Origin of the sequence: Arthrobacter terricola, assembly GCF_004354015.1 — a bacterium.
Lineage (GTDB): Bacteria > Actinomycetota > Actinomycetes > Actinomycetales > Micrococcaceae > Arthrobacter > Arthrobacter terricola.
Genome location: NZ_SMRU01000012.1, coordinates 99,158 through 112,891, shown reverse-complemented (window position 1 = coordinate 112,891; position 13,734 = coordinate 99,158). Strand labels below are relative to the sequence as shown.

Genomic DNA, 13,734 nt, shown 5'->3' with positions numbered 1-13,734 from the left:
GGACCGGGGTCCAGCCGAACCGGGAACCGACGACGACGGCGGGAACGCGCCTGCGCGCCGCTACGGACCTGCGCCGCTACTTGCCCGCTACGAACGCCTGCAGCTTCTCTGTGAGCCGCAGGAGCTCCCGCTGTTCCTCCGCCGTCAGGGCGGGGGCCACGAGCTCGGCGATATCGCGCACGTGCTCGCGGCCGATCTCCTTCTGAAGCTCGCGCCCCGCGTCGGTCAGCCCCAGCAGGATCCCGCGGCCGTCGTCGGGGGCGACGCTGCGCTCCAGGAGCCCCCGCTTCTCCAGCCGCTCGACCAACCGGCTCAGGCTGGATTGGCTAAGGAGCACGTGGTCATTGATCTCGTTCAAGCGGAGCTTGCCGGTAGGGCAGCGCGAGAGCGTGAACAAGACGTCGTACTCCTTGATGGGAAGCCTCTTGAAGGCCTTCCCCGCTTGGAGCCGGCGCATCACCGCCACCTGGGAGCGGAACAACGACTCCCAGGTTTCGGCGGCGAGGCGTACCGACGACGAAGTTGCCGCCTTGGTGGTCACGCGGTCCCCCCGGAGGCGTGGGCAACGGCGTCTTCAGCCGCGGCAGCCAGGGCCGACGCCGCCACCCGTGATGCATGCGTTGGGGCGTCCGGGACGTGGGCCGGCTTGCGGGCCGCGAATTCCTTCCGCAGGACCGGCAGGACTTCTTCACCGAAGAGGTCCAATTGCTCCAGGACCGTCTTGAGCGGCAGTCCCGCGTGGTCCACGAGGAACAACTGGCGCTGGTAGTCGCCGAAGTAATCGCGGAACGTGAGCGTCTTTTCGATGACTTCCTGCGGGCTGCCGACCGTCAACGGCGTCTGGGACGTGAAGTCCTCCAGTGACGGACCGTGGCCGTAGACCGGAGCGTTGTCGAAGTACGGACGGAACTCCTTCACCGCGTCCTGCGAATTCTTGCGCATGAAGAACTGCCCGCCGAGTCCCACGATGGCCTGGTCCGCGTTGCCGTGGCCGTAGTGCTCGAAGCGCTCGCGGTACAGGCCGATGAGCTGCTGGTAGTGCTCCTTGGGCCAGAAGATGTTGTTCGCGAAGAAGCCGTCACCGTAGTAGGCGGCGAGTTCCGCGATCTGCGGGCTGCGGATGGATCCGTGCCACACGAAGGGCGCGACGCCGTCGAGCGGCCGGGGCGTGGACGTGAAGTTCTGCAGCGGCGTGCGGAACTTGCCGCTCCAGTTCACGGTGTCTTCATCCCAGAGCCGGCGGAGGAGCGAGTAGTTCTCGATCGCGAGTTCGATCCCGTCCTGGATGTTCTTGCCGAACCACGGGTACACGGGCGCCGTATTTCCCCGGCCCATGATGAGGTCCACGCGGCCGTCCGCCAAGTGCTGGAGCATCGCGAAGTCTTCCGCGACCTTGACGGGATCGTTGGTGGTGATCAGGGTGGTGGCGGTAGACAGGGTGATGCGTTCGGTCTGCGCCGCGATGTAGGCCAGGGTGGTAGTGGGGGAGGACGAGAAGAACGGGCGGTTGTGGTGCTCGCCGATCGCGTAGACGTCCATGCCGATCTCTTCGACCTTCTTGGCGATGGCCACGGATGCCTTGATGCGTTCGTTCTCGGTGGGGGTCCGGCCCGTGGTGGGGTCAGTGGTGATGTCGCTGACGCTGAATACGCCGATCTCCATGATGTTTGCCTTTCTGCCTGCCCTGCTGGTGTTGAGGACCTACCAACAGTCTATCCCAAGATAGATGCATTTGCATGTATCGATGGCTGTAACAGGGCTGGGCAGCTATTTGTTCCCGGTGCCTCGGCGGTTCCCTGCGGCCTGTCCTAGTGCCCTATCCTGCGGATCTACTCGGCGGATCCGGACGCGGACCGGCGGCCACTGATCTTCGGAACCATTCCCGTCGTCCAGTCCAATTGCTCGCCTTGGGCGTTGGCCGGTCCGCCGTCCTTCGCCCCGTCGCCCTTAGTGACGTCGGGGCGATGGATCAGTACCTTGAGCAGGGCCTTCTTTTCGCGGCGGCCCTCCACCAACTTGTAGAGGACGGGCACCAGGACGAGGGTCAGCGCCGTCGACGAAACAAGGCCGCCGATAACCACGATGGCCAGTGGCCGGGAAATGAAGCCGCCTCCACCCGTGATGCCTAGCGCCATCGGAGTCAAGGCGAACACCGTGGCTAGGGCGGTCATCAGGATGGGGCGCAAGCGTTGGCGGGCGCCGTGCGTGATCGCCTCGGCCACGCTCATTCCCGGGGTGCCGTCGTGGGGTTTTCGGTATTGGTTGATGAGGTCGATCAACACAATCGCATTCGTGACCACGATGCCCACCAGCATCAGCATCCCGATCAGTGCGGGCAGGCCGAGCGGAACACCCGTCACCAGGAGCAAAGCGATAGCTCCCGTCGCGGCGAAAGGCACGGACACCAACAAGATGAGGGGCTGTATAAGCGACTTAAAGGCGGCCACCATGATCACGTAGACGATTGCGACCGCGGCAAGCAGTGCGAGGCCCAATTGCTTGAACGAATCGGCCTGCTGGGTGGTCGCCCCGCCAATCGTCGCCGTGACGCCCGCCGGAAGTTGGACGGACGCCAGGCGGTCCTTGACCGTTGCGCTGACCGCGCCAAGGTTGGACCCCGACGGCGTAATGGTCACCGTGGCGGTGCGCTGCCCGTTGCTGCTCGTGATGGTGACCGGAGTGTCCACTTGATCCACGGACGCGATACTTGACAGCGGTACCGGGCCCACCGGCGTCGGGATGTTGATCGCCCTGACATCGGCGATGCTGGTGAAATGGGTCCCCTCGCCGATCTGTACCGGGAAGTCGGTCGTGTCGATGCGGACCGTGCCCGCCGGGACGGGGCTGACGGTCGCGGCGAGGACACCGGCAACCTGTTCCTCATTCAGCCCTGCAGCGACGGCTTTGGCACGGTCCACGCGAACCTGCACCACGGAGGCGCTTGCGTCAAGGTTGGTGTCAACTTCGGAACTGCCCGGCACGCCGTCCATTGCCTTGACGACGGCATCACTGGCCGTCTTGAGGTCGGTCGAGGTGGCCGCGTTGATGGTGATATCAACGCTCGACGACGTTCCCAGGCCACCCTGTTGGGACCCGACCGTGATCTTTCCCGCGGCCGAAGCATCAGCTAGCCGGGTCCGGACCGTCTCCTGCAATTTCTGCTGGTCGGCTTTTTCGTCGGTCACCACCGTGAATGACGAATTGGACGCTCCGCTGGACGTCAGCGCGGCGAAGCCGGTCTGGGCATTGCCGGAGGTGACCTGGACGTCCTTGATGCCGTCAATGCCCTTCAGGACCGATTCGACCTTTTCTGCGGCGGCGCTGGTCTGGTCAAGGCTTGTGCCCGCGGGAAGGACTTGGCGCACGGTCATGCTGTTCTGGCCCGAGTCGCCGAGCAAGTCTGTCGCAAGGAGGGGAGATATGGCCGCCGTGCCGCCCAGGACCAGCACCGCGGCCACGATGGTGAGGACCGGGTGTTTCTGGGTCTTGGCCAGGATGGGCAAGTAGCCACGCTGCAGGATGCTGCGTTGCTCGGCCTCATGCGCTGCGGCGCGGGCCTTTTCGGCACGGACGACGTCCTCGGCGGCTTCCGACGGGGAAGGCGACTTGAGGAACCAGTAAGCCAGAACCGGAACAATCGTGAGGGACACCAGGAGCGAGGACAGGAGTGCAATGGTGACTGTCAGGGCGAAAGGCCGGAACAGTTCGCCGGCCAGGTCGCCCACAAAGGCGATCGGTAGGAAGACCGCGACTGTCGTCAGCGTCGACGCCGTGATGGCGCCGGCCACTTCCCGGATGGAATTGAGGATCGCTGCGAGCTTGTGCTCTCCGTAGCTCAAATGGCGCTTGATGTTCTCGATCACCACGATTGAATCGTCCACCACGCGGCCGATCGCGATAGTCAGGGCCCCGAGCGTGAGGATATTGAGGGAGTAGTGCGTCGCGAAGATCCCGATGAAGGTGATGAGCAGGGACAACGGGATGGATACGGCTGTCACCAGCGTGGAACGCACGGACATCAGGAAGACAAGGATCACGGCCACGGCGAAACCGAGCCCGAGGAGCCCTTCCGTGGTGAGGTCCTTGATGGACTTCTCAATGTAGGGGGCTTGGTCGAACACGGGGGTGAAGTGCGCGTTGGAGCCGAGTTCCGCTTCCATCTGGGGAATGGCGTCCTGGACGGCGTGTGAGATGGCGACCGTGTCGCCGTCGGGCTTTTTCGTGACGGAAAGCGCCAGCGTGGGCTTTCCGTTGGTCCGGGTGATGGACGTCGCGGCGTCGTCCTCAATGCTCACGTCTGCGACGGCGCCGATGGTCGTGCCCGCCTTGGCTCCCGTGAGCGGCAAGCCCTTGATGACGTCGAGGGAGTCAACCGGGCTCCCGACCTGCAGCGACAGGGTCTTGCCTTGGTCTTGGATGGTTCCCGCGGGAACCAGGGTTCCGTTGTTCTTGAGGGCGCTGGCGATCGACTGGACCGAGGCGCCGCTCGCGGCCATGGCGGGAACCTTGGGCTGGATCAGGATGTGCTGTGTCGCGCCGCCCGTCACGTCGGCGCTGCGCACGCCGTCGAGTTTTTGGAGCCGGGGAACGCTAAGCCGCTGCAAGTCAGTGTTGAGTTCGCTCAACGGTTTGTCCGACGACGCCGCCAGGTACACGATCGGGAAGTCGCTGATGTTGCCGGCGAAGGATTGGGGTTCGACGTCGGCCGGCAGCACCCGCTTGGCGTTGGAGATGGCGCGATCGATCTGGTTGCGGGCACGGTCCAGGTCCGAACCATACGTGAAGACCATGGTGATCTGCGACACACCGCTCCGCGACGTCGACGTGGTCGATTCCAAGCCCTCGACGCTGTTCAAGGCGGCCTCGAGGGGACGGCTGAGCTGCTTGTCAACGACGTCCGGGGAAGCGCCCGCCATGGACGTAATCACGGAAATCTGCGGAAACTCGACCGAAGGGATGAGTTCCTGCTTGAGCGAAGACATGGTGATCACGCCGAACACCGCCGCGAAGACGGTGATCAGCGCGATCAATGCCCTGTTCGCGAGTGAAAGCCTTGCCAGACGGAACATTGCCTTGTCTCCTGGATCTACGGTCTGTCTCGTGTCGGGAACCGGCCGTAGCCAGGACGGTTGCTAGCGCTGGACGGCGTCGACGGCCTCAAGCTGCAGGGAGCGGGCCGTGCTCTCTTCCAGCTCGGTGGCGAGCTCCGGGTTGTCGTTGAGCTTGACGCCGTAGCCAGGCATCATTTCCTTGAGCTTGGACTGCCAGCCCTTGAAGTTCTTGGGGAAGGAGCGCTGCAGCATCTCGATCATGATCGGAACTGCGGTGGAAGCGCCCGGGGAAGCTCCGAGCAGTGCGCCGATGGACCCGTCCCGGGCCGTGATGACTTCGGTGCCGAACTGCAGTACGCCGCCCTTCTTCGAATCCTTCTTGATGATCTGCACGCGCTGGCCGGCCGTGATGAGTTCCCAGTTGCCGCCTTCAGCCTGCGGGTAGTACTCACGGAGCGCCTCGACCTTGGCGTCGTGGCGCTTCGCCACTTCCTTGATGAGGTAGGCCGTCAGGTCCATGTTGTCCTTGGCCACGGCGAGCATCGGGATGATGTTGCCCGGGCGGATGGACAAGGGAAGGTCCAGGTAGCTGCCGGACTTCAGGAAGTTCGTGGAGAACCCGGCGTAGGGGCCGAAGAGGAGTGAACGCTTGCCGTTGACGTAGCGGGTATCCAAGTGGGGGACGGACATGGGCGGGGCACCCACGGAAGCCTGGCCGTAGACCTTGGCGCTGTGCTGGCCCGCGATGGACTCGTCGGTGCAGCGGAAGAACTGGCCCGAGACCGGGAATCCGCCGTATCCCTTGCTCTCGGGGATGCCCGAAGCCTGCAGCAGGTGGAGGGCGCCGCCGCCGGCTCCCACGAAGACGAACTTGGCGCGGATGTGGCCGTGCTCGCCGGAAGCCGGGTACTTGATCGAAAGGTCCCAGCCGCCGTCGGACGCCCTGCTGATGTTGGTGACGTCGTGCCCGTAGTTGACCTCTACGCCGTTGTTGGCGAGGTAGGTGGTGAGTTCACGCGTCAGGGCACCGAAGTCGACGTCGGTGCCCTCGGCCGCGCGGGTGGCGGCGACGCGCTGCTTGGCGTCGCGGCCCTTGATGATCAGTGGAGCCCACTTGGCGATCTGGGCCTGGTCCTCCGAGTACTCCATGCTGCGGAAAAGGGTGTTGGGCTTGAGGGCCTCGTATCTGGTCTTGAGGAAGTCCGCGTGCTTGTCGCCGATGACAAAGCTCATGTGCGGAACCGTGTTGATGAAGCCCTTGGGGGAACCGATCAGTTTGTTGTCCACGAGGTGGGACCAGAACTGGCGGGAAAGCTGGAATTGCTCGTTGATGTGGAGGGCCTTGGACGGGTCGACCGATCCGTCCTTCGCCGCGGGGGAGTAATTAAGTTCACAAAGTGCGGCGTGGCCGGTTCCCGCGTTGTTCCACGGGCCGGAGCTTTCAAGGCCGGCTTCGTCGAGCTGCTCGAAAAGGGAGATGGTCCAGTTGGGTTCGAGTTGCTTGATGAAAGCGCCCAGGGTTGCGCTCATGATTCCGCCCCCAATAAGGACGACGTCAGCGTGGTTTGTCTTGGAAATGAAGGTCACGATCTATCTCCGATAGCGGCGGCACTGGCTGTCACAGAATATCCCCGCGGTGGCACATAACTGAAATTGCGGCGGATCGTCAAGACTTCAGGCGAACGTTTGTAAAAACTTCGTTTAAGACTGGCGAGGCGGGGTACTTTTCGACGCGGTCGGAGAGGGCCAAAGCGGAGATGGGGAAAGCGATCGGGACGGCCGGGACCGTCGCGGCGATCTGGTTGTTGATGGTCTGGTACTGCGAGTTGCGGTCGGAACCGTCGGGGAGCCCGCGGGCGCGGTCGATCTTCGAGAACACCTGGGGATCGCTGTAGCCGAACTCACCGTTGTTTTCGCCGAAAAGCGTACTCACGAAGTTGTCCGGGTCGGAGTAGGAACCGTTGAGGCCCAGCAGGTGGAGCCCATGGTCGCCGGGGGACTGGACCTTCTCGAGGTATCCCTGGTCCCAGGGGACCGGTACCGGTTTGATGTTGAGCCCGACGGCGGTCAGTTCGGCGCTGATTTCCGCATAGATCTTTTCCGGCGTGGGCATGTAGGCGCGCGTGACGTTGAGGGGGTAGTAGAACTTGATTTCTTCGCCCTTGTAGCCGGCCTTGGCGAGCAACTGCTTGGCCTTGTCCGGGTCATATCCCAACGAAGGCGCGTTGTTGTTGAACCCGCTCAGCTTTGGCGGAACGAATTGCGAAGCCGGCGCGGTGTTGTCGATGAAGAACTTATGGATGAGCGTGTCTTTGTCGATCGCCATCTCGATCGCCTGGCGGACTTGGAGGTTGTCCAGCGGTGCTACTGACTGGTTGATTCCCAGGTACATCACGGAGAACGGATCCCGCTGGACAATTTGCATGCCCTTCTTGACCAACTGGTCGAAGGTGCCGGCGGTGACAAGGTCGTAGCCGTCGATCTTGCCCGCGAGGAGTGCTTGAAGCTCGGTCTGCGGATAGTCGAAGGGAATGAAGTTGACCGTCTCGATCTGTCCGCGGTTGCCCCAGTAGCCCTTGTAACTCGTGAGGGTGATGCGGTCCTTGCCCCAGGAGGTAAACGTGTACGGTCCCGTGCCCACGGGATGGGAAGCGTAGCTCGACGCCGGTTGTCCGGCCAGCTTCTGGTCCAGGATGTCTGCCTTGCCGTCCGCCATGGCTTTCGGAGAAGACATGGCGAACGCCGGCAGCGTCAACGCCTGGAGGAATCCGGTGAACGGCTTTGCCAGGTTGATCGTGACGTGGTCTGTCGAGACGGCCTTGCAGCTTTTGTAGATGGAGAGGGGAGCATCGTCCGCGAAGTACTTGAAGACGCTCTCGAAGGGGATCGCGGACACCTGCTGGCGGACGGTCGCGGGGAAATTGAACCAACGGTTGAAATTGGTGCAGACAGCCGCCGCGTCGAACGCGGTTCCATCCTGGAAAGTGACCTTGCTGCGCAGGGTGAAGTCGTAACTGAGTCCGTCGCTCCCTTGCGACCACGAGGTGGCGAGCAAAGGCGTCGGCTGGCCTGTCGCAGGATCAACCCCGACGAGGCCCTCCATGACCTGCCTTGTGATGCGGTAGGACTCGGAGTCGCTCGTGAGTGCCGGATCCAGGCCCAGCGGCATGGACGGCGTACCGAAGTTGAACGTCTTGCTTGGTGGTGCCTGGACATCACCCGACGACGACGTCGATGGTGCCGGTCCGGTGGTAGCTGTGCACGAGGTCAGGGCCACGGCCAGTAGGCCTGCGCCGATTTGTAGCATGGTTCGGCGAAGCTTGCTGCTTACCACTCTTGTCCCCTCAAGGCAGTTCGGACGGGTTGAGGGCCCGTGGCAGCCGGACCGCAGTCCAGTCTAGTTCAGGGCCCTGAGTCCAGGCTGAAAACGCGAAGTGCCCCGGTCCAGGACCGGGGCACTTCCAACAATGTGCGCAAGGGGGGACTTGAACCCCCACGCCCGAAGGCACAGGAACCTAAATCCTGCGTGTCTGCCAATTTCACCACTCGCGCCAGGCTGGTACCGGGGCTCGATCGTGCGTCCCGCGTATACCGGCCTCCAGTCTACCCGTGCTCCGCTGCACCGCAGACCACCCCCACCCCATGGAGTTTGAGTACAGCTAACACCCGTTACAAACCCTCTTAAAGGGTGGGACGTGTACACAAACTCGAGCGGGAGGGGTCACTTGTCGAGCTTGAGGTCCCTGCGGAGTTTCGCGACGTGTCCGGTGGCCCGCACGTTGTACTGGGCCACGGCGACCTTCCCGTCGGGGTCCACCACGATGGTCGACCTGATCAGGCCCTCGTAGGTCCGACCGTAGTTCTTCTTTTCGCCCCAAGCCGCGTAGGCGTCGGCAACCTGGTGTCCTTCGTCGGACAATAAGGGAAATGTGAGTGATTCTTCGTCGACGAACTTCGCCAGGTCTTCCACCGGGTCCGGGGATACACCGATTACCTCGTAGCCCGCAGCCTGCAGGCTTGCCAGCGAATCACGGAAGTCGCAGGCCTGTTTCGCACATGCCGGAGTGGATGCCGCTGGATAGAAGTAGACCACCGTGCTGCGGCCACGATACGAGGCCAAGCTGACGTCGCGGCCAGTGTGGTCTTTGAGGGTGAAATCCGGGGCGGTATCGCCCGCGGCAAGCCGTTCAGCCATGGTGTGCTCCTTGCTAACATTCGCGACCACCAAGCTTAGTGACACCTGGCTTGCTTCACGAATCTGCGCCCGCGCCAGCGAGGAGCTGTGCGACCGATATACTGGCCCTTATGCCCGATATGGAACGCTGGCCCACCGGGCGTCTGCTCTCCACTGCGGCGCGCCTTGTGGAGCACGCATGGAACGAGAAACTCCGCGGCATGGGTCTGACCCATGCAGGGGTCATTGTCATGGAAGTACTCGCCGTCAAGGGACCCACCACCCAGACGATGCTCGCCCAGATTATCCAGGTTCAAGCCCAGACGATGGGCAAGACCCTTGCGAGGTTGGAAGTCCACGGACACATCAGCCGCACGCGCAGCCTCTCCGACCGCCGTAGCCAGGTAGTGAGCCTGACTGAAGAGGGAGAGCGCACGCTGGGCCTTGCCAGCAGACTCGAGCTCGAAGTGCTTGCGCCGGTTCCAGTGGATACCGAGAAATTGCGCCGCGAACTCCAGGCCCTGGTGCGCGAATTGGCGAACAACCATTCTTCGGATGCCGCGAAGGAGATCATCGCCGCCGCGGACCCCGGAGTGGCACCCGTCGACATCTCCCCCTCGGGGTCTTAGCTTCCATTCGCCGCCGCACTTGTCGCGGCGCTGCTCCTGTTGCGAAGGCGCGCAGGTCCCGACGGCGGTGCTCCCTCTCCAACGGTTCCGTCCCGACGGCAGGTGGCTGGCGCCGTCGTCGGTACCTTTCGCCCGGCGCGCAAACTCCAGCTTGTTGTGAATGCAAAAAAGATCCTTGGAAGGCCATTCAACCTTCCAAGGATCTTTTCCCTTGGTGCACCCCCCGGGACTTGAACCCGGAACCCATTGATTAAGAGTCAATTGCTCTGCCAATTGAGCTAGAGGTGCAATTGTTTGTTGCTCACAACGCAAAGAAATAACCCTTGAGCAGCCGAAGCTGTTCAAGGGCCCTTCCCTTGGTGCACCCCCCGGGACTTGAACCCGGAACCCATTGATTAAGAGTCAATTGCTCTGCCAATTGAGCTAGAGGTGCGTTCGTTGATGGTGATCTCGGCAGGATTTTCTTCCTCGTTGATCTCCGCAACGACATGTAACTCTACACGACACTTGCCGAAGTGTGAAATCGACATGGAGCGTGTTCCCGTGCCTCCGGGAGGTGCCTGAAAAGCGGCGCGAAACCGGGGTTTTGGTTGTTGCGCGTCCTTCCGACCCGGGTCTTGTTTCCGACCCCGGCGCTTGAAGGGCCGGGACAGGAAACAAGCCGCGGGCACCGAGGCGTGAATCAACAAGCAAAAGGCGGGGCCGGAGAATGCTCCGGGATCCCGCCTTCGCCTGTTTCGTGGCCGAGCTGTTCAGCGGCGGCTTCTCCGTGGCGGCCGGAATCCGGCGGCCTCGGCATGGGCGCTTGAAATGAACCAGACCCCGGCCTGGATCTCGTGGTAAGCAGGGCTGTCCTCATCGTGGTAGATCATGGTGTCCACGTTGCCTTTGACGGTGTAGCCCTCGGGTCCGCTGCCATCCGCACCGGCAGCTGCAGAACCCTCACCGTATGGCTTGTCCGCGGCGAGATGGCCACCCAGGGACGCGGCCTGACCGCCCTCGGTTGCCGGTTCGTCCGTCTCCGCCGCTGCGGTTTCCGCGCCGGGAAGCGTCGGGGCGTGGGGTTCGGTGTACTCCCGATGGTGGACGGGCGCCGCAGGAGCACTCCCTTCGCTCCAGGTGGCTTCCCATTCGGCGCTGTCGGCCTGTTGCGCTGCGTTCGCAGAAGATGCGGTGTCGGTCGCAGAAGCGGTGCCGGCAGGAGCCGCCCCGTTCATCGTGCTTCCGGAGGGGCCGGAATCCGCGGCGGTGACGTCGTCGGCAGTGACTCCTCCTTCGAGTCCTTCGGGCTCCAGTTCGGGCGCGGAAGAAGTGGCCGGTTCGGGAACGCTTTCGGACAGGACTGGTTCGTCGAGCTGGGGCTCTTCGATGACGGGTTCTTCACCGACCATTCCGGCAAGTGGTTCTTCCGTGGGAGCTACCGTTCTGGATTCCGCGGCTCCGTCAGGCCCCTCCCAATCGTCGACGTCGAATCCGTCCTGTTGCGTCCCCTTCGGCTCGGCCTGGGGTTCGACCTGCGGTTCTGCGTCCGCTGCTTTTTGGGCGGGACGCGTCTCGTCGAGGGCTTGTTCGGAGGGGACTGCCGTTCCCAGCAGGGGAGCGGAGCCCGTCAACGCCGCGGTGGTGGAGTCCATTTGCGGGGATGCAGCGGTTGGCGACGGCGATGGCGGGGTGGTGGTGCCTGCTTGTGATGTTTTCGCGTTATTGCGGCTCAAGAGCCACCATGCAATCGCGACGATCAACACAATAACGATGGCCCAGATCAACCAATCCATGGAGGAGCCCTTCTGTTCGAGTGGCGCAGTTGTCGTAATTTGACGTTACGTGCGTGTCAGGGGGCTGTCTAGCTTTGTCAATGGCGGTCAAGCAGCAATGTGTTTCCCGAAGCGGAACGGACCTTCTGCCTGCGAATGAAACATTGACGGAAATTGGCCGAATTTGCATTAATTCCCCGGGCATGCTCGTTAGCTGGAGCCAAGCGCCATAGACTCGTGCCCATGAGTGACCAAACCCCAAGTGCGACTGACAGCAAGCCTGACATCAAGCCACGGAGCCGGGTTGTAACGGACGGCATACACGCCGCCCCGGCGCGCGGAATGTTCCGGGCAGTAGGCATGGGCGACGACGACTTCGCAAAGCCCCAAATCGGCGTCGCGAGTTCGTGGAACGAAATCACGCCCTGCAACCTTTCCCTCAACCGACTTGCCCAAGGAGCCAAGGAAGGCGTTCACGCCGGTGGCGGTTTCCCGATGCAATTCGGAACAATTTCCGTTTCCGACGGTATTTCGATGGGACACGAGGGCATGCACTTTTCGCTCGTTTCCCGCGAAGTCATCGCCGACTCCGTCGAAACGGTCATGCAAGCCGAACGCATCGACGGTTCCGTCCTGCTCGCCGGTTGTGACAAATCCCTGCCGGGAATGCTGATGGCGGCCGCGCGCCTCGACCTCGCCAGCGTCTTCCTCTACGCGGGCTCCATCATGCCGGGCTGGGTCAAGCTTGAGGACGGCTCCGAGAAGGAAGTCACGCTCATCGACGCCTTCGAAGCCGTTGGCGCGTGCGCGGCAGGCAAGATGAGCCGCGAGGACCTGGACCGGATCGAAAAGGCGATCTGTCCGGGTGAGGGTGCGTGCGGCGGCATGTACACGGCCAACACCATGGCGTGCATCGGCGAAGCCCTTGGCATGTCCCTGCCGGGTTCCGCAGCGCCACCGTCGGCAGACCGCCGTCGTGATGATTTTGCACGCAAGTCCGGCGAAGCGGTGGTCAACCTGCTCCGCCTCGGCATTACGGCGCGGGACATCATGACCAAGAAGGCGTTCGAAAACGCCATCGCGGTCACCATGGCCTTCGGCGGTTCCACCAACGCCGTCCTCCACTTGCTCGCGATCGCCCGTGAGGCGAACGTCGAATTGACCTTGGACGACTTCAACCGCGTCGGCGACAAGATCCCGCACCTGGGCGACCTCAAGCCATTCGGCCGCTACGTGATGACCGACGTCGACAAGATCGGCGGCGTGCCGGTCATCATGCGAGCACTGCTCGACGCCGGGCTGCTGCACGGCGATTGCCTCACCGTGACCGGCAAGACCCTTGCCGAGAACCTGGCCGCCATCAACCCGCCGGACCTCGACGGCAAGATCCTTCGCGCCCTGGACAACCCGATCCACAAGACCGGCGGCATCACCATCCTGCACGGTTCCATGGCGCCGGAAGGTGCCGTGGTCAAGAGCGCCGGTTTCGACGCCGATGTGTTTGAAGGCACAGCCCGCGTTTTCGAGCGTGAACAAGGTGCCCTCGATGCGCTTGACAACGGTGAGATCAAGGCCGGCGACGTCGTAGTGATCCGGTATGAAGGGCCGAAGGGCGGGCCTGGAATGCGGGAGATGCTTGCAATCACCGGTGCCATCAAGGGTGCCGGGCTTGGCAAGGACGTCCTGCTCCTGACGGACGGCCGCTTCTCGGGGGGCACTACCGGTCTCTGCATTGGTCACGTTGCGCCGGAAGCGGTCGACGGCGGCCCGATCGCCTTCGTGAAGGACGGGGACCGCATCCGGGTGGATATTGCTGCCCGTTCGTTCGACCTCCTCGTAGACGAAGCAGAGCTCGAATCGCGCAAGCAAGGCTGGGAGCCCCTTCCGGCGAAGTTCACCAAGGGAGTGCTTGCCAAATACGCCAAGCTGGTGCATAGCGCATCCACTGGCGCATACTGCGGCTAATTCCCGCGCCGGCGATGCGGCCGAGGGTCGCATCGCCGGTTCGTTGTGCCCAGCTTTTGGACAGCGAGGTCCACATAGTGAGATCGAGGGTAGGGCGTTTGACACCTATCTCACAAAGAGGGAACACTGAACGCATGATCGCATTCGTTACTGTCGGCGCC

Annotated in this window: 9 protein-coding genes and 3 tRNA genes; 2 read left to right on the top strand and 10 right to left on the bottom strand. The window is 62.9% G+C overall.

Going from position 1 to position 13,734, the window contains the following annotated elements:
• Positions 1-76 precede the first annotated feature (76 nt).
• From E1809_RS11810 to bcp, 7 genes are all read right to left on the bottom strand, one after another.
• Positions 77-541 (bottom strand): MarR family winged helix-turn-helix transcriptional regulator, encoded by a 465-nt coding sequence (locus E1809_RS11810; RefSeq protein ID WP_133204426.1) that lies wholly within the window; start codon positions 539-541, stop codon positions 77-79.
• Complete coding sequence (locus E1809_RS11805) at positions 538-1,662, bottom strand: LLM class flavin-dependent oxidoreductase (protein ID WP_133204425.1); 1,125 nt, start codon at positions 1,660-1,662, stop codon at positions 538-540. Before E1809_RS11805 ends, E1809_RS11810 begins: the two co-directional genes overlap by 4 nt.
• A gap of 167 nt (positions 1,663-1,829) precedes the next feature.
• Entirely contained in the window at positions 1,830-5,069 is a 3,240-nt protein-coding gene (locus E1809_RS11800; RefSeq protein ID WP_133204424.1) for an efflux RND transporter permease subunit, read from the bottom strand.
• Positions 5,070-5,132: 63 nt separating this feature from the next.
• Positions 5,133-6,638, bottom strand: coding sequence for a malate:quinone oxidoreductase (locus E1809_RS11795; RefSeq protein ID WP_133204423.1), 1,506 nt, complete (start codon positions 6,636-6,638; stop codon positions 5,133-5,135).
• A 79-nt stretch (positions 6,639-6,717) separates the two neighbouring features.
• Entirely contained in the window at positions 6,718-8,358 is a 1,641-nt protein-coding gene (locus tag E1809_RS11790; protein WP_251599890.1) for an ABC transporter substrate-binding protein, read from the bottom strand.
• 163 nt (positions 8,359-8,521) lie between these two features.
• Positions 8,522-8,603 (bottom strand) — tRNA-Leu (locus E1809_RS11785).
• Positions 8,604-8,772: 169 nt separating this feature from the next.
• A complete protein-coding gene (bcp, locus tag E1809_RS11780) occupies positions 8,773-9,246 on the bottom strand; it encodes a thioredoxin-dependent thiol peroxidase (RefSeq protein WP_133204422.1) in 474 nt (157 codons plus the stop codon).
• Between the two features lie 119 nt (positions 9,247-9,365).
• Between bcp and E1809_RS11775 the strand changes: the two genes are divergently transcribed.
• Positions 9,366-9,854, top strand: a complete 489-nt coding sequence (locus E1809_RS11775; protein ID WP_133204464.1) for a MarR family winged helix-turn-helix transcriptional regulator — start codon at positions 9,366-9,368, stop codon at positions 9,852-9,854.
• 212 nt (positions 9,855-10,066) lie between these two features.
• Here E1809_RS11775 and E1809_RS11770 read toward each other — a convergent pair.
• From E1809_RS11770 to E1809_RS11760, 3 genes are all read right to left on the bottom strand, one after another.
• A tRNA-Lys gene (locus E1809_RS11770) sits at positions 10,067-10,142 on the bottom strand.
• 69 nt (positions 10,143-10,211) lie between these two features.
• A tRNA-Lys gene (locus E1809_RS11765) sits at positions 10,212-10,287 on the bottom strand.
• A gap of 319 nt (positions 10,288-10,606) precedes the next feature.
• Complete coding sequence (locus tag E1809_RS11760; RefSeq protein WP_133204421.1) at positions 10,607-11,629, bottom strand: sunset domain-containing protein; 1,023 nt, start codon at positions 11,627-11,629, stop codon at positions 10,607-10,609.
• Positions 11,630-11,851: 222 nt separating this feature from the next.
• Between E1809_RS11760 and ilvD the strand changes: the two genes are divergently transcribed.
• Positions 11,852-13,573 (top strand): dihydroxy-acid dehydratase, encoded by a 1,722-nt coding sequence (gene ilvD, locus E1809_RS11755; RefSeq protein WP_133204420.1) that lies wholly within the window; start codon positions 11,852-11,854, stop codon positions 13,571-13,573.
• Positions 13,574-13,734 lie beyond the last annotated feature (161 nt).

Bases quoted from the DNA above. Each gene is read 5' to 3' on its own strand.
- E1809_RS11805 (WP_133204425.1), bottom strand. From the start codon at position 1,662: ATGGAGATCGGCGTATTCAGCGTCAGCGACATCACCACTGACCCCACC.
- E1809_RS11800 (WP_133204424.1), bottom strand. From the start codon at position 5,069: ATGTTCCGTCTGGCAAGGCTTTCACTCGCGAACAGGGCATTGATCGCG.
- E1809_RS11790 (WP_251599890.1), bottom strand. From the start codon at position 8,358: ATGCTACAAATCGGCGCAGGCCTACTGGCCGTGGCCCTGACCTCGTGC.
- bcp (WP_133204422.1), bottom strand. From the start codon at position 9,246: ATGGCTGAACGGCTTGCCGCGGGCGATACCGCCCCGGATTTCACCCTC.
- E1809_RS11775 (WP_133204464.1), top strand. From the start codon at position 9,366: ATGGAACGCTGGCCCACCGGGCGTCTGCTCTCCACTGCGGCGCGCCTT.
- E1809_RS11760 (WP_133204421.1), bottom strand. From the start codon at position 11,629: ATGGATTGGTTGATCTGGGCCATCGTTATTGTGTTGATCGTCGCGATT.
- ilvD (WP_133204420.1), top strand. From the start codon at position 11,852: ATGAGTGACCAAACCCCAAGTGCGACTGACAGCAAGCCTGACATCAAG.